This is a genomic window from Streptococcus infantis (genome assembly GCF_047463655.1).
Classification (GTDB): Bacteria; Bacillota; Bacilli; order Lactobacillales; family Streptococcaceae; genus Streptococcus; species Streptococcus infantis_Z.
This window is the reverse complement of sequence record NZ_JASHDM010000007.1, coordinates 1-23,219: the sequence shown is the minus strand read 5'-3', so window position 1 is coordinate 23,219 and position 23,219 is coordinate 1. Positions and strand designations below refer to the sequence as shown.

Sequence of the window (23,219 nt, the reverse complement as noted above, 5' to 3'; positions counted from 1 at the left end):
AGGTCGGACAAAAAGTCTGGCCTTTTTGATATCATTCCTGAGACATCAGTTTGACATTTTGGTTATTAGTTCAAGCACTGCATTGAAGTAGTAGAACAGACATTCTAAGTCACGCCCCAGTTCATAGATAAACTACATAAATATAAGGTATCTTTTATCTATAATTTTAAACAGTTTTCCCGACTATTTGATTTGTGTTGGGGATAAGGTTGCGATTGAGATATTTAACCTGTTCAGTTGTTTCTCTACATATTTTTAAAAAGTTTGACCTGGTAGAAATTAAGATTCCACCATAAAAAACTGCATACAAAAAACTGAGAATAAATCCTCAGTTTTTTATATTTTATTGCTGCCCTTGTGTATTTTGTGGGGCTGGATTTTGTTGTTGACTATTTGTAGTTGTGTTTGGTACTGAGGCATTTGGATTGGTAGTGCCATTCGTATTATCATTCGAAGAGCTTGGACTTTCAGTTGTTGAAGTTGTACTTGAACTTGAGCTCTCTGTTGTCGAACTTGCTTGAGTTGACTGTGGAATCCAGCTGTTACGAGCACCGTTCTTAAAGACGTATTCTCCGTTACGATACAAACCTTCAGGTATTGTCCAATCACCAGGATGATCATCCTCTGACAGATATCCCATCATTGAGCGGTAGATATTTGCAGCGACTCTAAATCCATCTCCTACGATTGGAGTAAGACGGTTTGAGTAACCAGTCCAAACGGCCATTGAATACTTACGGGTATATCCTACGAACATTTCATCTGGAGCAACATAGCCAGTGTTCTTAATGTAGTTCTCAATTTCATCGTCTGTATAGTTTGAAGTACCAGTTTTACCAGCTTGTGGAAGCCATGACATGTAGGCTCCACGACCAGTTCCGTATGTTAATACGGTTTTCATCATTTCTGTCATCATGTAGGCGGTTGTTTCCTTCATGGCGCGAGTACCTTGATCTGAAAACTCTTTTGAACTGCCATCGCTAAAGACAACTTTATTGATATACATTGGTTTGTGATAAATACCGCCGTTAGCAAAGGCGGCATAGGCAGCAGCCATTTTTTCACTACTTGCTCCGTACTGTTTATGAGATTCAACTGTATTACTTGAGATAGCATTTGCGTATACCATTGATGGGTAATCAATTCCTAAACCATTCAAGAAGGTCTTAGCATGGTCTAATCCAACTTTTTCAAGTGTTTTAACGGCTGGTACGTTACGAGATTGTTGAATTGCGTACTGGAGAGTGATATTTCCAAAGTAGGCCTTATCCCAGTTATAGACAGGAATGTCTGTTCCAGGATAGTTATAAGGAGCATCATTAATCGTTGCTGCAGTAGAATCGAAGATTCCGTACTCAAGTGCAGGAGCGTAGTCTGTGATAGGTTTCATAGTAGAACCCCAGTCACGGTTTGTTTCGACGGCTTGGTTGATACCGAATGAAACATTACTTGATTGGTGTCTAGAACCAAGTTGAGCGATGACTTTACCATTTGTAACATCAACGATAGTAGAAGCAGCTTGAAGTTCATCATCTGGATAGTTAACGTATTCGTCTGTATTGTAAACATCCCAAAGGCGTTTTTGTACCTCTTGGTCAACGTTTGTATAGACTTCCATACCTGTTGTTAATAGATTATAACCTGTCTCTTGTTCTACTTGGTCAATAACTTCTTTAAGATAGTTATCCATGTACTGTGGATAGCTATTAACAGATTTTAGACTTTGAAGTCCATCTGTGATCGGGGTATTGATTGCTGTTTCATATTGCTCGGCTGTAAGGTAGCCTAGCTTTTGCATTTCTGACAAAACGAGGTTTCGTCTTTCAAGGGCTGCTTCAGGATGAGAATAGGGATCGTATTGGTTTGGAGCCTGTGGCATACCTGCTAAGAGTGCAAGTTGTGGGATGGACAAGTCTTTGAGGTCCTTACCATAATAGTTTTCCGCAGCTGTCTGCATACCATAGTTACCATTTGACATGTAGACCTTATTGACGTAATAGGTCAATATTTCTTGCTTAGTTGCAGTTCGCTCTAGCTGGATAGCCAACCAAGCCTCTTGAACTTTACGGGATAGGGTTTGATCAGCTGTTGATGTTGAGAAATAAGTCAGCTTAATCAACTGCTGGGTCAAGGTTGATCCCCCTTGAAGACCACCATTACTACTGAGGTTACGTAGGAAAGCTCCTGCTATTCGAATGCTATCAATTCCTCTGTGGTTAAAGAAGCGATGATCCTCGATAGAGACAATCGCATTGACAAGATCAGTAGGAATGTCACTACTTTGAGCATTGACACGACGTTCAGCACCTAAATCTGCGATGAGTTCATTTTTGCTATCATAAATTTTACTTGATGTAGTTGCAACAAGTTTGCTTTCAGAGAGTTCAGGAGCCTTGTTTGCATAGTGAAGAAATACACCACCGCCAAGTAGGAAAGCTACGATAAATAAGCTAATCGTAACAATGCTGAGGTATTTAACGATGCGCAAGATAGTTTGTTTGTTCATATTGTTTTACCACCTAGTAAATGTTGTTTGACTGTATCAAGGTAAGGAATTTGTGGAAAAGCAGACTGCTCAATCACATAACCGAATTCTTTGATATAGTCAAGCGGCATTGACTTTTTCCCCATATCCTGATGATAAAAACGGATGAGGTCAAGTGCCGGCAATAAATACGTTTCTTGATAAGAAGAAAAATGAAGAAGGACAAAGCAAATCCCTTTTTGTTCAAGGACTTGTTCCATATGCCGAATCTGATGAGGATGGAAGTTCTTCATCGGAATGGCATGTTTTTGCTTAGTTTCCTTAGCTTCGAAATCGATGTAAAACCCTTCATAAACTCCAGAATAATCGGTAGTCGATGCCTGTCTAAAATAAGCTTCAACAATCTTAGCCCGACTACGCTGCGGATAGTCTACGCGGACAATCTGAACAGGAGTTGGTTTCTTATGGATAACAGCTAAACTGTGTGTCAGATAATAATCGTTTGTAGCATTGATCATCTTTTCAAAGGTCATCCCGCGATTTGCGAAATTTTTAGTTTGTGAGGTGACTTCTTGTTTTTTTTTCGATGAAAGTTTATGAGGATAGTTGACCATAATTCTCCTTATTGGTACAATAACATCACTCTATTATACCATAAAAGTGAACAGAAAGGGTGAAAAAATGCATACAGCCTTGGTTTTAGGCTATTCTAGCTTTGATTTAGGATTGTTTAATGACAAAGATATTCGTTTAAAAATTATTAAAAAAGCCATTCGTAGAGATTTGGAAAAAATGGCAGACGAAGGGTTGAAATGGTTGGTATTTACGGGAACTCTGGGATTTGAACACTGGGTTTTAGAGATAGCCAGAGATATGAAAGATGACTTTGGTTTCCAACTTGCAACTATCTTTGATTTTGAAACTCATGGGGAAAACTGGAATGAGGGGAATCAGGTCAAACTTAGTGAATTTAAACAAGTTGATTTTATTAAATACGCCTATCCAAACTATGAACACAAGGGTCAATTACGAGATTATCAACTTTTCTTACTTGAAAATACAGATGGAGCCTATCTTTTTTATGATGAAGAAAATGAAACAAAACTGAGGTATTTTTACGAACTGATGAAAAAGAAAGACAACTATATTACAAAAAGATTAACATTTGAGGAATTAAACGAAGTAGCTGAAAATTTTTCCGAAAATTGAGCCTTTGACCTTGCTTTTTGTTTGCCTTTTTTTATATAATAATACTAGCAACTGAGAATGGAGAGAGATATGGCAAGTATTATTTTTACAGCAAAAGATATTTTTGAACAGGATTTTGGGAGAGAAGTACGTGGATATAGTAAAGCAGAGGTTGATGAATTCTTGGATGATGTCATCAAGGATTATGAAACTTATGCAGCATTAGTAAAATCATTGCGTTCAGAAATCGCGGAGCTCAAAGAAGAATTGGCGAAAAAACCTCAAGTGGCACCAGCAACTTCTGAATCAGCAGATCATGGAAGTACGACTTCTATGACAAACTTTGATATTTTGAAACGTTTAAATCGTCTTGAAAAAGAAGTATTTGGCAAACAAATCTTGGATAATTCTGATTTCTAAGAATGATTTTGTTGTGCAATTTTTGGATAATCGCGTGAAGAGAATTTCTTTTCATGAGGAAAGTCCATGCTAGCACAGGCTGTGATGCCTGTAGTGTTTGTGCTAGGCGAAACCATAAGCCTAGGGACGAGAAATCGTTACGGCAGTTGAAATGGCTAAGTCTTTTGATAGGTCAGAGTAGGCTTGAAAGTGCCACAGTGACGGAGTCTCTCTGGAAACGGAGAGAGTGGAACGCGGTAAACCCCTCAAGCTAGCAACCCAAATTTTGGTCGGGGCATGGAGTGCGCGGAAACGAACGTAGTACTCTGACTACTATCAGCTAGAGCTGCTAGTGGTAGACAGATGATTATCGAAGGAAGTGGTCCTAGTCACTTCTGGAACAAAACATGGCTTATAGAAAATTGCATATAGGTTGGGGCTGAGATATATTCTCAACCTCATTTTTTAAAGTGAATAAAGAAAGGTCTATAAAAGACTGAAATGAAAACAACATTTAATTTAATTGCGACTGCTGCGGCGGGTTTGGAAGCTGTAGTTGGGCGTGAAGTAAGAGATTTGGGTTACGATTGTCAGGTTGAAAACGGTCGTGTCCGTTTTCAAGGTGATGTGAAAGCAATCATCCAAACAAACTTGTGGCTAAGAGCTGCGGATAGAATCAAAATCGTCGTGGGAACTTTTCCTGCAAAAACATTTGAAGAACTCTTCCAAGGTGTTTTTGCTCTAGATTGGGAGAACTATCTCCCGCTTGGAGCACGTTTCCCAATTGCAAAGGCTAAGTGTGTCAAATCAAAATTACACAATGAGCCAAGTGTGCAGGCGATTTCTAAGAAGGCAGTTGTTAAGAAATTACAAAAACATTATGCACGACCAGAGGGCGTTCCTCTCATGGAAAATGGTCCAGAGTTCAAGATTGAAGTTTCCATTTTGAAAGATGTAGCGACTGTTATGATTGATACAACTGGGTCAAGTCTCTTTAAACGTGGTTACCGTACTGAAAAAGGTGGAGCTCCGATCAAAGAAAATATGGCAGCTGCGATTTTGCAACTGTCAAACTGGTACCCTGATAAGCCTTTGATTGATCCAACTTGTGGTTCGGGAACTTTCTGTATTGAGGCGGCTATGATTGCGCGCAAGATGGCGCCTGGTTTACGTCGTTCCTTTGCCTTTGAAGAATGGAACTGGGTCAGTGATCGCTTGATTCAAGAAGTCAGAACTGAGGCAAGTAAGCAGATAGATCGAGAGATTGAACTGGATATTATGGGCTGTGATATCGATGGTCGTATGGTAGAAATTGCCAAGGCCAATGCCCAGGCAGCAGGAGTATCTGGAGATATTCTCTTTAAACAGATGCGCGTACAGGATTTGCGTACGGATAAGATCAATGGGGTGATTATCTCTAACCCACCATATGGGGAACGTCTGTCATCTGATGCAGGAGTAACTAAACTTTATGCTGAAATGGGTGAGGTTTTTGAGCCTCTCAAGACGTGGAGTAAATTTATCCTGACTAGTGACGAAGCCTTTGAAAGCAAATATGGTAGTCAGGCGGACAAAAAACGAAAACTCTACAATGGTACTTTAAAAGTTGATTTATATCAATATTTTGGTCAACGTGTCAAAAGAAATTTGACAGATTAGAAAGGAGTTGCCATGGATCCAAAGGATAAAAAAGAAGAGTTGTTAGAACCTGAGAAAACCTTTCAGGAACCTCAGTTTGATTTTGAAGAAGCTAAGGATCTGACAGTTGGACAAGTTATTCGAAAAAATGAAGAAATCGAAGCAGGAGTAACTCCTGATGATACGATTTTGGACAAATACATTAAACAACACCGTGAAGAAATCGAAGCTGATAAATTTACTAACATTCAGGCGAAGAAAGAGGAACTTCGAAGTCTAGATGATTTGCTTCAAGACGCCAAAGAAACAATTGATGAAGAGGTTGAACCAGTAGAAGAAGTCCCTGACTTAGAGATTGCTGCTGAAGAAGAGGGGGTAGCAACGGAAGAATTTTTCCTTCCACCCCTTGAAGAAACCTTGCTTATGGATAAAAACCTAGTGGAATCTGAAACTGAGCCCCTTGTTGCAGAGGATGATGAAGCTTTGCAAGAGGAACATCAATCCTTATCTCGTTCTGCTCAAGCAGAAGATGAGCCACGACGCAAAAAACTGTGGTTCATCTTGTCAGCTCTTTTAGCGATTATTGTCTTGATTATTGGGGGTAGCTACTATGTTTATCGTCAGATTACGCGTTCTTCCCAAGAAATTCAGTCTCAGTCATCTGATGCAGGTTTGGTAAGTAATCAAGCAATTCTCAATCAATTTAACAGTCTTTATGATACTTTTTATACTGATGAGAATAAAACTGCCCTAAAAAATAGTCAGTTTAGTCAGCTGAGTCAGCTCAAAGAGCTTTTAGATAAACTTGAGGGAGCTAGTGAGCATACTCTTGCCAAATCAAAATACGATAGTCTTGAAACACAAATCAAAGCGGTACAAGATGTTAATGCTCAATTTGAAACACCAGCTATTACAGATGGTGTTCTAAATACAAATGCTAAAGTAAAGGCAGATGCTAAATTTACCGAAGTTAAGACTGGGAATACTGAAATTGATAAACTGCTAGCTAAGGCTATTAGTCTCGGTAAAAGTCAACTTTCAAGTTCTACAAGCTCAAGCAGTAGTCAGTCAAGTTCATCAAGCCAAGCAGAGTCAAGTTCTGCAACTGAAAGCAATGCTAGCAGCTCTGCTAATGCATCAACTTCAGCAGGTGAAACAGCCTCAGCAAGTAATATCCTAAATAGTGGACTAACAAGCAATGGTGTGAACCTACAAAGAAGTGTCAGTCGAGTACCGTACAATCAAGCAGCTGTAAGTGATAGTAGTGATCCTGCTTGGACTTTTGCAGATGGTGTCCTTGAACGCATTCTTGAGACTTCGCGTGCGCGTGGCTACATTACAGGCAACCAATATATTTTGGAACCTGTGAATATTGTTAATGGTAATGGCTACTATAATCTTTATAAACCAGATGGTACCTATCTCTTTACCCTAAATTGTAAGACAGGTTACTTTGTAGGGAATGGTTCTGGACATGCGGATGATTTAGACTACTAGTCAAATTGTTACAAAATTCTTTCTTTTCACAGATAAACATGATAAAATAAAACATATTAAACAAGAGGAGTGTCACATGACAAAAGCTAACTTTGGTGTTGTTGGTATGGCCGTAATGGGTCGTAACCTTGCCCTTAATATTGAATCTCGTGGTTATACAGTTGCTATTTATAACCGTAGTAAAGAAAAAACTGAAGATGTAATTGCTTGCCATCCTGATAAAAACTTCGTGCCAAGCTATGATATCGAAAGCTTCGTAAACTCAATTGAAAAACCACGTCGTATCATGCTTATGGTTCAAGCAGGACCTGGTACAGATGCGACCATCCAAGCCCTTCTTCCACACTTGGATAAAGGTGATATCTTGATTGATGGAGGGAATACTTTCTACAAAGATACTATCCGTCGTAATGAAGAATTGGCGAACTCAGGTATCAACTTTATCGGTACAGGTGTTTCTGGTGGTGAAAAAGGTGCCCTTGAAGGACCATCTATCATGCCTGGTGGACAAAAAGAAGCTTATGACTTGGTAGCAGATGTTCTTGAAGAAATCTCTGCTAAAGCACCAGAAGATGGAAAACCATGTGTAACTTACATCGGTCCTGATGGAGCTGGTCACTATGTAAAAATGGTCCACAATGGGATTGAGTACGGTGACATGCAATTGATCGCAGAAAGCTACGATCTTATGCAACACTTGCTTGGTCTTTCTGCAGAAGACATGGCTGAAATCTTTACTGAGTGGAACAAGGGTGAATTGGACAGCTACTTGATCGAAATCACTGCTGACATCCTTGGACGCAAAGACGATGAAGGTCAAGATGGACCAATCGTAGACTATATCTTGGATGCTGCAGGAAACAAGGGAACTGGTAAATGGACTAGCCAATCAGCTCTTGATCTTGGTGTGCCATTGTCACTCATCACTGAGTCAGTATTTGCCCGTTACATCTCAACTTACAAAGAAGAACGTGTACATGCTAGCAAGGTTCTTCCAAAACCAGCTGCTTTCAAATTTGAAGGCGACAAGGCTGAGTTGATTGAAAAAATCCGTCAAGCCCTTTACTTCTCAAAAATCATCTCTTACGCACAAGGTTTTGCGCAATTGCGTGTAGCTTCTAAAGAAAATAACTGGAACTTGCCATTTGCAGATATCGCATCTATCTGGCGCGATGGATGTATCATCCGTTCTCGTTTCTTGCAAAAGATTACTGATGCTTACAACCGTGATGCAGATCTTGCTAACCTTCTTTTGGATGAGTACTTCTTGGATGTAACAGCTAAGTACCAACAATCAGTTCGTGATATCGTAGCTCTTGCTGTTCAAGCTGGTGTACCAGTGCCAACCTTCTCAGCAGCTATTACTTACTATGATAGCTACCGTTCAGCTGACCTTCCAGCTAATTTGATCCAAGCGCAACGTGACTACTTTGGTGCCCACACTTACCAACGTAAAGACAAAGAAGGAACATTCCACTACTCTTGGTATGACGAAAAATAAGTAGGTCAGCCATGGGGAAACGGATTTTATTACTTGAGAAAGAAAGAAATCTAGCTCATTTTTTAAGTCTGGAACTCCAAAAAGAGCAATACCGAGTTGATCAGGTAGAAGAGGGACAAAAAGCCCTCTCCATGGCTCTTCAGACTGACTATGACTTGATTTTACTGAATGCTCATCTAGGGGATATGACAGCCCAGGATTTTGCGGATAACTTGAGTCGGACCAAGCCAGCTTCGGTAATCATGGTCTTGGACCATCGAGAAGAATTGCAAGACCAACTTGAAACAATCCAGCGTTTCGCTGTTTCATACATCTACAAGCCAGTCATTATTGATGATTTGGTGGCTCGTATTGCAGCAATTTTCCGAGGTCGGGATTTTATAGACCAACACTGTAGTCAAATGAAGGTTCCTACATCCTATCGAAATCTGCGTATGGATGTAGAACATCATACCGTCTATCGTGGCGAGGAGATGATTGCTCTGACACGTCGTGAATATGACCTTTTAGCAACCCTTATGGGAAGCAAGAAGGTCTTAACTCGTGAGCAGTTGCTGGAAAGTGTTTGGAAGTATGAAAGTGCGACCGAAACCAATATTGTGGATGTTTATATCCGTTATTTACGTAGCAAACTTGATGTAAAAGGTCAAAAGAGCTACATTAAAACCGTGCGTGGTGTTGGTTATACCATGCAGGAATAAAAAGCAGTTGCAGTCTTGTAACTGCTTTTTTAATATCTATCTAAACAAGGACAATCATTTTTCTTAATTAAAATCATAAATATATCCCTCGCTTTGTGAAACTGAAAGGAAACAATCGCTTTTTTTGTGAAAATATAATAAAATAGAAAGGAATAAAGTTCTAAAATTTTATCTAGAAACAGATGATTTTCATCTGATAGTAGGATTAAATGACAAAAGAAGTTGGTGTCGGTCAGGCACATAGTAAAATTATTTTAATAGGAGAGCATGCAGTGGTTTATGGCTATCCAGCCATCTCTTTGCCTCTTCTAGAGGTAGAGGTGACTTGTCGGGTAGTCCCAGCAGCAACACCATGGCGTCTTTTTGAAGAGGACACCTTGTCTATGGCTGTGTATGCTTCTCTCGAGTATCTAAATATCAAAGATGCTTGCATCCGTTGTCAAATTGCCTCGGCTATTCCGGAAAAGCGGGGAATGGGGTCTTCAGCAGCCATTAGCATTGCAGCCATTCGAGCGATATTTGATTATTACCAAGCGGAACTTCCGCATGATGTATTAGAAATTTTGGTCAATCGGGCGGAGATGATTGCCCATATGAATCCTAGCGGATTGGATGCTAAGACCTGTCTTAGTGACCAACCTATCCGTTTTATCAAGAATGTTGGTTTTGAAGAATTAGTCATGGATTTGTCAGCTTATCTGGTCATTGCAGATACTGGAGTTTATGGACATACTCGTGAAGCTATCCAGGTCGTGCAGAGTAAGGGCAAGGATGCCTTACCTTTCTTGCATGCGCTAGGAGAGTTGACCCAAGAAGCAGAAGAAGCAATAAAAACAAAAGATGCCGTGAAGTTGGGAGAAATTCTAACCAAAGCTCATGGAAATCTAAAAGAAATCGGAGTTAGTAGCCCTGAGGCAGATGCCTTGGTTGAAACTGCCCTTGAACATGGTGCTCTAGGTGCCAAGATGAGTGGTGGTGGTCTAGGAGGCTGCATTATCGCCTTGGTTGCTAATGTCAGCCAAGCGCAAGAACTAGCAGAAAGATTAGAAGAGAAAGGAGCTGTTCAGACATGGATCGAAAGCCTGTAACAGTACGTTCCTATGCCAATATTGCTATTATCAAATATTGGGGTAAGAAAGCAGAAAAAGAGATGGTTCCTGCGACTAGCAGTATCTCTCTAACCTTAGAAAATATGTATACGGAGACGACACTTTCACCTTTACCAGCAGATGCAAGCTCGGATGCTTTCTACATCAATGGTCAGTTGCAAAACGAAGCTGAGCATGTCAAAATGAGTAAAATCATTGACCGCTACCGTCCTGAAGGAGCAGGTTTTGTTCGTATCGATACCAAGAACAATATGCCAACAGCGGCAGGTCTTTCTTCAAGTTCCAGTGGCTTATCTGCCCTGGTCAAAGCCTGTAATGCCTATTTCCAATTAGGATTAGATCGTAAAGAGTTGGCCTTAGAAGCTAAATTTGCATCGGGTTCTTCATCTCGTAGTTTTTATGGCCCCTTAGCAGCTTGGGACAAGGATAGTGGAGAAATCTATCCTGTCGAAACTGACTTGAAGCTAGCTATGATTATGTTGGTTTTAGAAGACCAGAAAAAACCAATCTCTAGTCGGGATGGTATGAAACTCTGTGTCGAAACTTCTACGACTTTTGATGAGTGGATTCGTCAGTCTGAACAAGACTACAAGGATATGCTGGTCTACCTCAAGGAAAATGACTTTAAGAAAGTTGGGGAATTAACAGAGAAAAATGCTCTCGCTATGCATGCGACGACAAAGACAGCAACTCCATCCTTCTCATATCTGACAGATGCTAGTTATGAGGCTATGGATTTCGTTCGTCAGCTTAGAGAACAAGGAGAATCCTGCTACTTTACTATGGATGCGGGGCCCAATGTAAAGGTTCTTTGTTTAGAAAAAGACTTGGAACATCTATCAGAAATATTAGGTCAACGTTATCGCTTAATCGTTTCAAAAACAAAGGATTTGAGCCAAGATGACGATTGTTAAGACTTGTGGGAAGCTCTATTGGGCTGGGGAGTATGCCATTTTAGAACCAGGGCAGTTGGCGCTAATAAAGGCTATTCCCATCTATATGACGGCTGAGATTGAGTTTTCGGGAGTTTATCGACTCTACTCAGATATGTTTACCTATAGTGTGGACATACGACCGGATTCTTCTTATGCCTTGATTCAAGAAACAGTAGCTTTGGTGGAGGAGTATTTGACTGCCCAAGGAGTTGACTTGCGTCCTTTTTCCCTAGACATTCGTGGGAAAATGGAGCGTGAGGGCAAGAAGTTTGGTCTGGGATCTAGTGGTAGTGTGGTTGTTTTGGTTATCAAGGCCATACTTGCTTTTTATGAAAGGACAGCCGACAGAGAACTCTTGTTTAAACTGGCTAGTGCAGTCCTTCTCAAACGTGGGGACAATGGCTCCATGGGTGACATTGCTTGTATCGTTTCAGAAGATCTAGTTCTCTATCAGTCGTTTGACCGTGAGAAAGTGGCACAATGGCTAGAAAAGGAAGACTTGCCAACTGTATTGGCACGTGATTGGGGCTTTTCTATTTCTAGTGTTGAACCAGCCTTGAAATTTGATTTTTTGGTGGGTTGGACCAAGGAAGTAGCTGTATCTAGTCACATGGTCAAGCAAATCAAGAATAATATGAACGCGAGCTTCTTGCTGGCTTCAAAAGAAACTGTAGCTAACTTGGTAAAGGCTTTGGAGACAGATCAAGAAGAAACCATTATTGACTTGCTAGAACAAGCCAGCCAACTTTTAGAAGGCTTGAGTTCAGATATTTACACACCTTCGCTCAGACAATTAAAAGATGCCAGCCGAGACTTAAAAGCTGTTGCAAAAAGTAGTGGTGCTGGTGGTGGAGACTGTGGGATAGCCCTCAGTTTTGACCAAGATTCGACCACATTACTGAAAAAACGCTGGGCTGATCTAGGGATTGAGCTCTTGTATCAAGAAAGGATAGGACATGACGACGAATCGGAAGGATGAGCACATCCGCTATGCCCTTGAACAAAAAAGTTCTTATAATAGTTTTGATGAGGTGGAGTTAATCCACTCCTCACTACCCTTATACGACATAGATGAGATTGATCTTTCGACAGAATTTGCAGGGCGCAAATGGGACTTTCCTTTTTATATAAATGCCATGACAGGCGGTAGTGATAAGGGCAGAGAAATCAATCAAAAATTGGCTCAGGTGGCAGAGGCCTGTGGAATTTTATTTGTGACGGGTTCCTACAGTGCGGCACTTAAGGATCCATCAGATGATTCTTTTGCTGTGAAGTCAAATCATCCTGACCTACTTCTTGGAACCAATATTGGCTTGGACAAACCTGTAGAACTAGGATTACAAACGGTCCAAGAGATGAATCCCCTTCTATTGCAAGTCCATGTTAATGTTATGCAGGAATTGCTCATGCCAGAAGGTGAACGTCAATTTAGATTGTGGCAAAACAATTTGAAAGATTATGCTGATCAAATCTCAGTTCCTCTTGTTTTAAAAGAAGTCGGCTTTGGCATGGATGTGAAGACCATTGCTAAGGCATACGAGATAGGAATACGTACAGTTGATTTGTCTGGCCGCGGGGGAACTAGCTTTGCCTATATCGAAAATCGTCGTAGCGGTCAACGGGACTACCTCAATGATTGGGGTCAATCAACCATGCAGGCTCTTATCAATGCCCAAGACTGGAAAGATAAGATGGAGCTTTTGGTAAGTGGAGGGGTGCGCAATCCACTAGACATCATCAAATGCCTGGTCTTTGGAGCCAAGGCAGTTGGTCTATCACGTACCATGTTAGAATTAGTTGAAAACTACCCAGTGGATGTCGTTATCGCTATTGTTGAAAGTTGGAAGGAAGACCTACGCTTGATTATGTGTGCCCTTAATTGTTCAAAAATTGAGGATTTGCAAGAGGTCGACTATCTCCTGTATGGAAAATTAAAAGAAGCAAAAGATCAACTATAAGGAGGTCGGGATTTTGGTCCCGGTCTTTTTATCATTCCTCAGACTGATGTGACTTTTTGGTTTTGTGATACAATAAAATAGAGAGGACGGTTACATGCGAAAATTTCAAATTTTTCTATTTATTGAAGCTTGTTTATTAACAGGAGCTCTGATTATGATGGTATCAGAGCATTTTTCCCGTTTTCTACTTATTTTGCTCTTGTTTTTACTTCTGATTCGATATTATACTGGAAAACAGGGAAATAACTTTATTTTAGTGGCGGTGAGCATCTTATTTTTCTTTATCATCATGCTCAATCCCTTTGTCATTTTAGCCATCTTTGTGGCCTTGATATACAGTCTGTTCCTACTTTACCCTATGATGAATCAGGAAAGAGAAGACACCAATCTGTTTTTTGAAGAAGTAGTGACGGTGAAGAGGGAGAAAAATCGCTGGTTTGGGAATCTCCACCATTTTTCGAGTTACCAGACTTGTCGTTTTGATGATATCAATCTCTTTCGCCTCATGGGGAAAGACACCATTCATCTAGAGCACGTGATTTTGAGCAATCATGATAATGTCATCATCTTGAGAAAACTGGTCGGTACGACTAGAATCATTGTACCAGTGGATGTAGAAGTCAGCCTTAGTGTCAATTCTCTGTATGGAGACTTAACCTTTTTTGACCAACCTAAACGTGCTTTACGTAATGAGCAATTTCATCAAGAAACCAGAGATTATCTCAAGAGTCCTAAGAGTGTTAAGGTACTTTTGACAACCATGGTTGGAGATGTTGAGGTGGTGAGAGGATGAAAAAACAACCCTATATTTTAATTGGTCTCACCTCATTTCTCTTTGTTGCTTTTCTATTTCGAAGCATTTTTAAGATCTTGGATTTGGATTGGACTTCTCTTTTTCAGGATCTAGAAAAGACAGAAAAAGTCCTTTTTCTAGCCCTGATGTTTAGTCTTGCCCTAGCCTTTTTATTAGTCCTATTCTGGACAATGGTTGACGAAATTTCAAAGAGAAGAATCCAAGCAAATCTCAAACGTCTCCTAGCAGGCAAAGATATTGAAAGTCTGGGAGATGCTGACCTAGACGCAAGTTTTAGAAATTTGTCAGGAAAGCTCGGTTTGTTGACAGAAGCTATTCAAAAAGCAGACAATCAGGCCTTGGTCAAAGAAGAAGAAATTGTTGAAAAGGAGCGCAAGCGAATCGCGCGTGACTTGCATGATACGGTCAGCCAAGAAATTTTTGCCGCCCATATGATTTTATCGGGACTCAGTCAACAAGCTTCCAAATTAGACAGAGAGAAGATGCAAACACAACTCCAAAGTGTGACTGCCATTTTGGAGACAGCTCAAAGAGACTTGCGCATTCTTCTTTTGCATCTACGACCAATTGAACTGGAACAAAAAAGCTTGGTGGAGGGTATTCAGCTACTCCTCAAAGAGCTAGAAGAAAAAAGTGAGCTGAAGGTAAGCTTTAAATATCAGGTAACTGCATTACCTAAAAAGATTGAGGAGCATGTCTTCCGAATTGTACAAGAATTGATTAGTAATACACTTCGTCATGCACAAGCTTCCTGTCTAGATGTTTACCTTTATCAAACGGAAACGGAATTACAGTTGAAGGTTGCAGACAATGGTCGTGGTTTTCAGCTGGATGATGTTGATGAACTGAGCTATGGTCTGCGAAATATCAAAGAACGAGTGGAAGATATGGCTGGGACTATACAATTATTAACAGCTCCCAAGCAAGGTTTGGCAGTGGATATCCGCATTCCCTTGCTTGATTTGGATAGATAAGAGGAAGTAAGATGAAACTATTATTGGTAGATGACCACCAAATGGTGCGTCTTGGTTTGAAAAGCTATTTTGAATTACAAGATGATGTAGAGGTTGTAGGAGAAGCAACCAATGGTGCAGAAGGAATTTCCATGGCCTTGGAGCTTCGTCCAGATGTGATTGTCATGGATATTGTCATGCCTGAAGTCAATGGGATTGATGCAACACTTGCTATTCTCAAAGAATGGCCAGAGGCTAAAATTTTGATTGTGTCTTCTTATCTAGACAATGAAAAAATCATGCCAGTCTTAAATGCTGGGGCTAGGGGTTATATGCTCAAGACATCAAGTGCAGATGAATTGTTCCATGCTGTTCAAAAGGTGGCAGTTGGAGAGCTAGCTATCGAACAAGAGGTGAGTCAGAAGGTAGAATACCACCGTAATCATATGGAACTTCATGAGGATTTGACTGCGCGTGAACGGGATGTCCTTCAACTGATTGCCAAGGGCTATGAAAATCAGCGTATCGCCGATGAATTGTTCATTTCCCTTAAGACAGTTAAAACCCACGTCTCCAACATTTTATCAAAGCTTCAGGTTAGTGACCGCACTCAGGCAGCAGTCTATGCCTTTCAGCATCACTTGGTAGGGCAGGAGGATTTTTAGATGAGTTTAGCAGATTTACTTGTGGAGCTAGAAGCGGCAAAAGATCCGAAAAAGGCAGGGCCTATGGAAGCCTATATGCGCCAGCAATTTTCCTTTCTAGGTATTGCGGCACCTGAAAGAAATGCGCTCTATAGAAAATACTTTCCAAGTGAGAAAAAAACAAAGATCATCGATTGGGATTTTGTGGACACTTGCTGGAAAAAGGAGCCAAGAGAATACCAGTATGTGGCTGCCAATTATTTGAAAAACATGCAGTCTTATCTAAAGGACACCGATTTGCCTAAGCTAGAGTAGTTAATCGTGACAAAATCCTGGTGGGACACGATAGATATTCTAGATCGAGTAGTAGGGAGTTTGGTATATGACAAGTCGGAATTGGGAGAAATCATCCTCCAATGGAGCCTATCAGACAATATCTGGCTGAGACGAGTCGCTATTGATCACCAGTTGTTAAGAAAAGAAAAAACGAATGTCCGACTGATGGAAAAAATCCTACTAAACAATCTGGACCAGACAGAATTTTTTATCAATAAAGCCATCGGCTGGGCTCTAAGAGACTACTCTAAGACCAATCCAGAATGGGTAGCAAGTTTCATCGAAAAAAACAAGGAAAGAATGGCTGAACTTAGTATCAAAGAAGCAAGCAAGTATCTCAAGCATTCCTAAAAACTCATGTCTGACCAGAAAGAACCATAATAGGCGGTAGCTAGTAGAACTTGTTAAGAGAGTATCATCTCGAGAAAGATGTCTGTCAAATAAACCTAGCGCTGTTCTTCAGACTGCAACAAGAGACAAATGATTTAGACCAGTAAGTTAGAGGACTAATACTCAATGAAAATCAAAGAGCAAACTAGGAAGCTAGCCGCAGGTTGCTCAAAGCACTGCTTTGAGGTTGCAGATAGAACTGACGAAGTCAGCTCAAAACACTGTTTTGAGGTTGTGGATAGAACTGACGAAGTCAGTAACATATATACGGCAAGGTGAAGCTGACGTGGTTTGAAGAGATTTTTGAAGAGTATAAGTCCTTTTATAGTGAATTGAATCTAGAACAGTACACTACGACTGCTAAAAAATATTTCTAGAAGTGTTCTAGAATCCGTAGCGTACTATTCTAGGTTCAATCTACTATATTTGACTCTCGCAGGTGTAATCGATGGCATCCTTCGGTGCCATCGATTGTTTTTACAAGAAAACACCATTTTGAGCCTATAAAATCAAAAAGAGCAGAAATTTTCAGTGTGCGATCACCTATAGTATAGGATTTATTAAAAACTCTTTCCTTAGCTTCTTAGAACATAAGAAGATTCATTGATTGACTGGTAAATTAAAAATATATACTTGGACTAGCATCTTTCTTAAGTGGTCTGTCAATCAAAAGTGTAGGTTGATTTTTTGAGTAGTAAAAGATTCAAGAAAATTTAGGGTTACTCATGTTCTTTGATAAAAACTCCATTCATATATTTTTTCTTTCATTCTGAAAACTTAGTGTAAATTTTCTGTTTTTTTGAAATTTTGTGTCTTAAAAGGTCCAGTGAAGAAAACTATGTGTGTAGAATCTTATTTTACTGAATTTTTAGATAACTATATTAAGTGATAAAAGACATTATATATGTAGTTTTTGGTTTATAAAATACTTGAAAGTTCAAAAGCTGTTTTAATTGACTATTTTCTAAAAGAGATGTATAATTGAACTGTATGTAAAAGACATGCAGTTATTTTAAAAAAAGGAGATAATGTAATGTATTTTAATCGTAAAAATGCAGAGCAGAAGAACTGGCGAATGATCAAAAAAGGAAAACATTTCTTATTTGGTTGTTCGCTTGTCTTTGCAGTTGGTGCAGCCTTGGTAGCTCCAACGGTTAAGGCCGACACAGCTGATACTGGGGAGGTAGAGACTAAAACTGCCAACTCAGCTGCTGAAGCAAGCTCTAGTGACGAAGTAGGAACGTATAAGGCACCAGCAGTGGAGGTATCAACAACTTCACCAGTGGTTGCTGAAAATCCTACAAGTTCAGAAGCCACTTCAGCAAAAACAGCTAACAAAGAAGCTTTGACCCAATTGGTCGAAGAAGTAAAAGGCTTGGACAAAGCAGGCAAGACAGAAGACTCTCTTTCTCGCTTGAACACAGCCCTTGAACAAGCACAAAATGTTTTGGCAAATGCAGAAGCTAGCCAAGACCAAGTGGATGTAGCGGTCGCTAGTCTCAAAGATGCAGTAGCTCAGCTTGCTGCCAAAGAAGAAAAAGCAGCAACAGTAGCAACAGAGGCTAAAGCTGAAGCAACAGAGGCTAAAGCTGAAGCAACGGAAGCAGAAACTTCAGCCACTCAACCTAAGTCAAGAAGCCGTCGAGCTGCAGGACAAGAACGTGCTCAAGATCGCTCTTCGGAAGCGAAAGACATCAAGTACGTTTATAAAGACAGAACTCCTACAGTAAACGATGGTGTTCCAACTCAACGTGCTAAGATCGAGTACAGACAGCTGGGAGACTATGAGGTAGTCGATGGAAAAACAGTGGCTACAGACCCATCTGGTCAAGGTCGTCCAGTCTTGGAGTGGACGGTAACCTTTAACGAGGCTCAGTACGATCTGATGGGAGGATACTACTACTTTACAATCCCTAAAAATGTATCTGATCCTTATAAAGTTGTGACAGAATATAACAACGGCGCTTACGGCCCCCGCGATGGCTGGGTGGATGGAAATATTACACCAGGTGGTTCGTCGTCTGCAGAAGGTCAGCAGTTTATCGATGCTGGAAATAAGCTTGAATGGCGTGTCAAGAATACCGTTGGGAGAGACTACAACAACGTAAATGGTCTTAGCGGTGTCATGGACAACACTAAAAAGGTTTATGTCCTTAGTTATGCTAACAGCACTAAGGCGCGCATGGTTACTATTAAGTACCGTACTGTAGTTGAAGACCCATCACAGACCATTTCTTATATTGCTGGAGTTGAATCTAAAACAGGCTTACCACGAAACAACTGGTATGCGATTTCAGGTCAGTATGACAAGCAACTGGTTAGTCAGGTTGATGCACCAAAGGTGACTCCAAACTTGACCAACACCTCTGTCAATGTTCTTGTTCCGACAGTAGCTTCAACTTCAAGCACTCTTTCAGGAACAGGGGTTCCAGGTGCAACTATCAAGCTTTATATCGATGGTAAAGAGCAAAACATCGGCAATGTCACTGTTGATAATAGTGGTAACTGGACAACAGGTGAGCTTCCAACAGCTCTTAACAACAACCAAGGTGATGGTACAACTATCAAACCACGTCAAACAGTAGAGGTAAGCCAAGTAGTTAACGGTGAAGAAAGTAGCCGCCGTACTGTACCAGTATCTGTTGGTGTAACAACTGTTGAACCTTCAAGCTTGACGACTAACCAAGCTGCAGTTGTAGCAGGACAAAAAGAGGTTACTCTTAAGGTTCCTCATGATGCAGGAATTGCCTACATGCGCTATACAAATACTGCTGGAGAGACTGTTGAGATTCCAGTCAAACGTGACAATGCCTCATCTGCATGGACATCAAAAAAACCAGAAGCAGCAACTGTTAAAAGAGTTGAGAACGGTAAGTTCCAAGATACAATCATCCTTACCATGGCTGATAAGATTGCAGGTACAGAAGTATCAGCTATTTCAAACGTGGTAGAGGGTGGATTCTCAAGTGTTGCTGGTTGGGAACCTCGTGGAGTAGAAAACCAAGCTCCAACTATTGCATCAGCAGTTGAAGGAAACAAAAAAACTGTTGCTCAAGGTGCTCAACTTAACCTTGCATCTCTTGTGACCGTAGCAGATAAAGAAGATGATGCCCAAGCAACCCTAGGTAATAAGGTCCATGCTGAAGTTGTTTCAGTAAATGGTAATGCAACAACTAAGACAGTTGATACAAATACGCCAGGCACTTATACAGTTAAGTATAAAGCTGTTGATAGCCAAGGTAAAGAGTCAAACGAGGTTGAAGTTACTGTAGTTGTCGAAAACAAAACACCAGAAACACCACAACCACAACCAGAACCACAACCACAACCAGAAACACCAACAACTAGTGGTCCAGAAATTGTCAACGATTTGGCAGGTAAAGCAAGTACTCCAGCTGATGTAACAGTTAAAGCACCAGCAGGTTCAACTGTTAAACTTTACAAAGATGACGTTGTGATCGGTGAAGCTGTAGCTAACGACCAAGGTGTAGCAACTGTTCACCCTACAAACAGCCTTCCAGAAGGTGAGATTACAGCTACTACAACACCAGCAGGTGGAACAGAGTCAGCTAAGAGTGCACCGATTACAGTTACAAAATCACCATTGACTAATGAAGGTGGTGGTGTTTCAAGAGGTAGTGATAACACTCAACTTCGCGTTAACAATTCACACATCACAGTCTACCCAGGAGATCCAGTTAACGTTGGTGTTACGGCTGCCTCTACAGCTATCGAAAAATTCTGGGTTCCTGAAAATCCAACTGCTGTTGAAGGAGTACTTCCAGTAGGTGCTTTCTTGACGACAGCTGGTGGCAAAACCTATACACAACGTGATGCTGCATATAAGGGTACTGTTGCTGAGACACAAAAAGCAGGTGATACAGTTGTTACTTTCGCTGTTAAGAGTAAGAAAAACGTCACTGTAACACGCTCTCTTAAAGTTACTGTTCTTGAGTCAGCTAAGAAATATGAACCAGTTGCAGGTACACAAGTAGATGTTGCAGATCCTAACAAGGTTAGTGAAGATGAAAAGACCAAGATCATCGACTCAGTTAAAACTGCTAATCCAAGTCTTCCAGCAAATGCGACATACAGTGTAGATGACAAAGGGAACCTTACCATCACTTATCCTGATAAGTCAACAGATAAGATTGCAGCAGCCTACCTCGTTCACCCAACAAATCCTGCACGTGACAACGTAGCACCAACAGTAGAGATCCCTTACTCTAATAAAGATACTAAAGAAGTTTATGTATATGGTGGAGAAGCAAACTCATTCGATATCAAATTCAAAGATGATAGCGGAAAAATTGCAAGTGCTACTGTAAAACAAGGTGGTAACAAAGCGTTTGATTCTGTTGCAGGTGAAGAGAATACCATCAATACTCAATATGGATTTAAAGCAAATGTTATCAATGCTGAAACTCCAGCAACAGCAGATGCACCAGCAGTTATTACATACTCAGGTACTCCAGCAGCGACAGATGGTTTGAAACCAGGAGACTTAGAAGCAGCGACTAAAGGTGAAAATCCAAAAGGTATGGTTCTAGGCTGGCGTTATGCAACTGCAACGGATACAGATGGTGCACTGATTGAGAATAAAGCTGTGGGTAGCTCAACTGCAACTGACCCAGGTGCATTCCGTGTCATGCTTAAGGCACAAACTCAAAAATATGACATTGCAACTCCGACCGAAAAAGTTACTGTAGCAGATCCAGCTAACGTGACCGAAGCTGAGCTAGCTAAAATCAAAGAAAAAGTCCAACTTGAGTACTCTCAAAACAACGATGATGCGAACTTAGCAGACAAAAAAGGTACAGCTGTAGCTGATAAAGATGCTAAGATTAAATCAATCGAAAAAGATGCAGATGGGAATCTTGTTGTAACCTATAAAGATGGTTCTCAAGATAAGGAACCATTATCAAAATTTGTAAATGTAGCACCAACAGTAGAGATCCCTTACTCTAATAAAGATACTAAAGAAGTTTATGTATATGGTGGAGAAGCAAACTCATTCGATATCAAATTCAAAGATGATAGCGGAAAAATTGCAAGTGCTACTGTAAAACAAGGTGGTAACAAAGCGTTTGATTCTGTTGCAGGTGAAGAGAATACCATCAACACTCAATATGGATTTAAAGCAAATGTTATCAATGCTGAAACTCCAGCAACAGCAGATGCACCAGCAGTTATTACATACTCAGGTACTCCAGCAGCGACAGATGGTTTGAAACCAGGAGACTTAGAAGCAGCGACTAAAGGTGAAAATCCAAAAGGTATGGTTCTAGGCTGGCGTTATGCAACTGCAACGGATACAGATGGTGCACTGATTGAGAATAAAGCTGTGGGTAGCTCAACTGCAACTGACCCAGGTGCATTCCGTGTCATGCTTAAGGCACAAACGCAAAAATATGACATTGCTACTCCAAGCGAAAAAGTTACTGTAGCAGACCCAGCTAACGTAACAGACGCTGAGTTAGCTAAAATCAAAGAAAAAGTACAACTTGAGTATTCTAAAACGAATGATGATGCTAACTTAGCAGACAAAAAAGGTACAGCTGTAGCTGATAAAGATGCTAAGATTAAATCAATCGACAAAGATGCTGATGGAAATCTTGTAGTAACCTATGCAGATGGTTCTCAAGATAAGAAATCATTGTCAGAATTTGTAAACGTAGCTCCAACAGTAGAACTTCCATACTCAAATCAAGATAAGAAACAAATCTATGTTTATACAGGTGAAAACACTGATTTAACATTCAAAGGTTCTGATGAAAAAGAAGTTAAAGATCTTTACCTACGTGGACCTGGAGATGTTTCATGGAATAACGCGAATAAATATGGATTTACAACAGGTAAAGTTGAGAATGGTGCGGTAACTGGCGAAGGATCAGTCTCTGATGATAAGAAAACAGCTACTATCAAGATGACTGGTGTTACAAATCTACCAGCTGGTCAGAAATGGACAAGTTTTGTTGTTTCTAATGACAACAATGATGCAGCATCAACTACTGATTTTAGAGCATTAGATAAAAATCCAAATGCAACTCAGACACCAGGATATGTTCAATTCATCGTCAAAAATCAAACATCTAAATACGATATAGCAACTCCAACTGACAAAGTTGAAGTAGCAGATCCAACTAACGTAACAAACGACGACTTAGCTAAAATCAAAGAAAAACTACAAATTGAGTATGCTCAAACTAATGATGATGCTAACTTCGCAGACAAAAAAGGTAAAACTGTAGATGCTAAAGATGCTGAGACTAAGATTAAATCAGTCACAAAAGATGACAAAGGAAATCTTGTCGTAACATATACAGATGGTTCAACAGATACAAAACCATTGTCAGAATTTGTAACTCAAACACCAAGTGCACCAGCTACAGATGCAGATAAGAACACTCCAGTAGCGAAAGATCAAACTGTTAAACCAGGTGAAAAACCAAAAGCAGAAGATTCAATTGACAACCTCAAGGATCTTCCTAAGGGTACAACAGTAGAGTTCAAGACACCAGTAGATACAACTACACCAGGTGAAAAACCTGCGACAGCAGTTGTAACATACCCAGATGGTTCTAAGGAAGAAGTTCCAGTTAAAGTAACTGTAAAAGATCCAAGTGCACCAGCTACAGATGCAGATAAGAACACTCCAGTAGCGAAAGATC

General features: G+C 40.4%; 16 protein-coding genes, 1 other RNA gene and 1 pseudogene. 16 read left to right on the top strand and 2 right to left on the bottom strand.

What is annotated here, in order from left to right; genetic code table 11:
- Positions 1–343 precede the first annotated feature (343 nt).
- On the bottom strand, positions 344–2,506 hold the full coding sequence (pbp1a, locus tag QM877_RS06545) for a penicillin-binding protein PBP1A (RefSeq protein ID WP_414317926.1): 2,163 nt from the start codon (positions 2,504–2,506) through the stop codon (positions 344–346).
- Positions 2,503–3,099, bottom strand: a complete 597-nt coding sequence (gene recU, locus QM877_RS06540) for a Holliday junction resolvase RecU (RefSeq protein WP_414317925.1) — start codon at positions 3,097–3,099, stop codon at positions 2,503–2,505. The genes pbp1a and recU overlap by 4 nt, the downstream gene beginning before the upstream one ends.
- A gap of 67 nt (positions 3,100–3,166) precedes the next feature.
- Between recU and QM877_RS06535 the strand changes: the two genes are divergently transcribed.
- The 16 genes and pseudogenes from QM877_RS06535 to QM877_RS06460 all read left to right on the top strand — a co-directional run.
- Positions 3,167–3,694 (top strand): SLOG family protein, encoded by a 528-nt coding sequence (locus QM877_RS06535; RefSeq protein WP_414317961.1) that lies wholly within the window; start codon positions 3,167–3,169, stop codon positions 3,692–3,694.
- 69 nt (positions 3,695–3,763) lie between these two features.
- Positions 3,764–4,093, top strand: coding sequence for a cell division regulator GpsB (gene gpsB / locus QM877_RS06530; RefSeq protein ID WP_311522587.1), 330 nt, complete (start codon positions 3,764–3,766; stop codon positions 4,091–4,093).
- Between the two features lie 18 nt (positions 4,094–4,111).
- An RNA gene (rnpB, locus tag QM877_RS06525) (RNase P RNA component class B) lies at positions 4,112–4,492 on the top strand.
- Positions 4,493–4,573: 81 nt separating this feature from the next.
- Positions 4,574–5,731 (top strand): THUMP domain-containing class I SAM-dependent RNA methyltransferase, encoded by a 1,158-nt coding sequence (locus tag QM877_RS06520; RefSeq protein ID WP_414317924.1) that lies wholly within the window; start codon positions 4,574–4,576, stop codon positions 5,729–5,731.
- Between the two features lie 12 nt (positions 5,732–5,743).
- Complete coding sequence (mapZ, locus tag QM877_RS06515; RefSeq protein ID WP_414317923.1) at positions 5,744–7,207, top strand: cell division site-positioning protein MapZ; 1,464 nt, start codon at positions 5,744–5,746, stop codon at positions 7,205–7,207.
- Positions 7,208–7,283: 76 nt separating this feature from the next.
- On the top strand, positions 7,284–8,708 hold the full coding sequence (gene gndA, locus QM877_RS06510; protein ID WP_414315370.1) for an NADP-dependent phosphogluconate dehydrogenase: 1,425 nt from the start codon (positions 7,284–7,286) through the stop codon (positions 8,706–8,708).
- 11 nt (positions 8,709–8,719) lie between these two features.
- Positions 8,720–9,409 carry a response regulator transcription factor gene (locus tag QM877_RS06505; protein WP_414317922.1) on the top strand — a complete coding sequence of 230 codons (690 nt, stop codon included), beginning with the start codon at positions 8,720–8,722 and terminating at the stop codon, positions 9,407–9,409.
- 209 nt (positions 9,410–9,618) lie between these two features.
- Positions 9,619–10,497 carry a mevalonate kinase gene (mvk, locus tag QM877_RS06500; RefSeq protein ID WP_414276719.1) on the top strand — a complete coding sequence of 293 codons (879 nt, stop codon included), beginning with the start codon at positions 9,619–9,621 and terminating at the stop codon, positions 10,495–10,497.
- The gene (gene mvaD, locus QM877_RS06495; RefSeq protein WP_414317921.1) at positions 10,479–11,432 is read left to right on the top strand and encodes a diphosphomevalonate decarboxylase; all 954 of its coding nucleotides are present in this window, start codon (positions 10,479–10,481) and stop codon (positions 11,430–11,432) included. Before mvk ends, mvaD begins: the two co-directional genes overlap by 19 nt.
- Positions 11,419–12,432 (top strand): phosphomevalonate kinase, encoded by a 1,014-nt coding sequence (locus tag QM877_RS06490; protein ID WP_414317920.1) that lies wholly within the window; start codon positions 11,419–11,421, stop codon positions 12,430–12,432. The genes mvaD and QM877_RS06490 overlap by 14 nt, the downstream gene beginning before the upstream one ends.
- Positions 12,410–13,411, top strand: coding sequence for a type 2 isopentenyl-diphosphate Delta-isomerase (gene fni, locus QM877_RS06485; RefSeq protein WP_414317919.1), 1,002 nt, complete (start codon positions 12,410–12,412; stop codon positions 13,409–13,411). Before QM877_RS06490 ends, fni begins: the two co-directional genes overlap by 23 nt.
- A 94-nt stretch (positions 13,412–13,505) precedes the next feature.
- Positions 13,506–14,204: a cell wall-active antibiotics response protein LiaF gene (gene liaF / locus QM877_RS06480; protein ID WP_414317918.1), complete on the top strand. Its 699-nt coding sequence runs from the start codon at positions 13,506–13,508 to the stop codon at positions 14,202–14,204.
- Positions 14,201–15,199 carry a sensor histidine kinase gene (locus QM877_RS06475; RefSeq protein ID WP_414317917.1) on the top strand — a complete coding sequence of 333 codons (999 nt, stop codon included), beginning with the start codon at positions 14,201–14,203 and terminating at the stop codon, positions 15,197–15,199. The genes liaF and QM877_RS06475 overlap by 4 nt, the downstream gene beginning before the upstream one ends.
- 11 nt (positions 15,200–15,210) lie before the next feature.
- Positions 15,211–15,843: a response regulator gene (locus QM877_RS06470; RefSeq protein WP_414317916.1), complete on the top strand. Its 633-nt coding sequence runs from the start codon at positions 15,211–15,213 to the stop codon at positions 15,841–15,843.
- A pseudogene (locus QM877_RS06465) lies at positions 15,844–16,509 on the top strand (DNA alkylation repair protein).
- Between the two features lie 1,072 nt (positions 16,510–17,581).
- Positions 17,582–23,219 (top strand): Rib/alpha-like domain-containing protein (locus QM877_RS06460; RefSeq protein WP_414317915.1); only part of this gene is annotated, 5,638 nt, incomplete at its 3' end.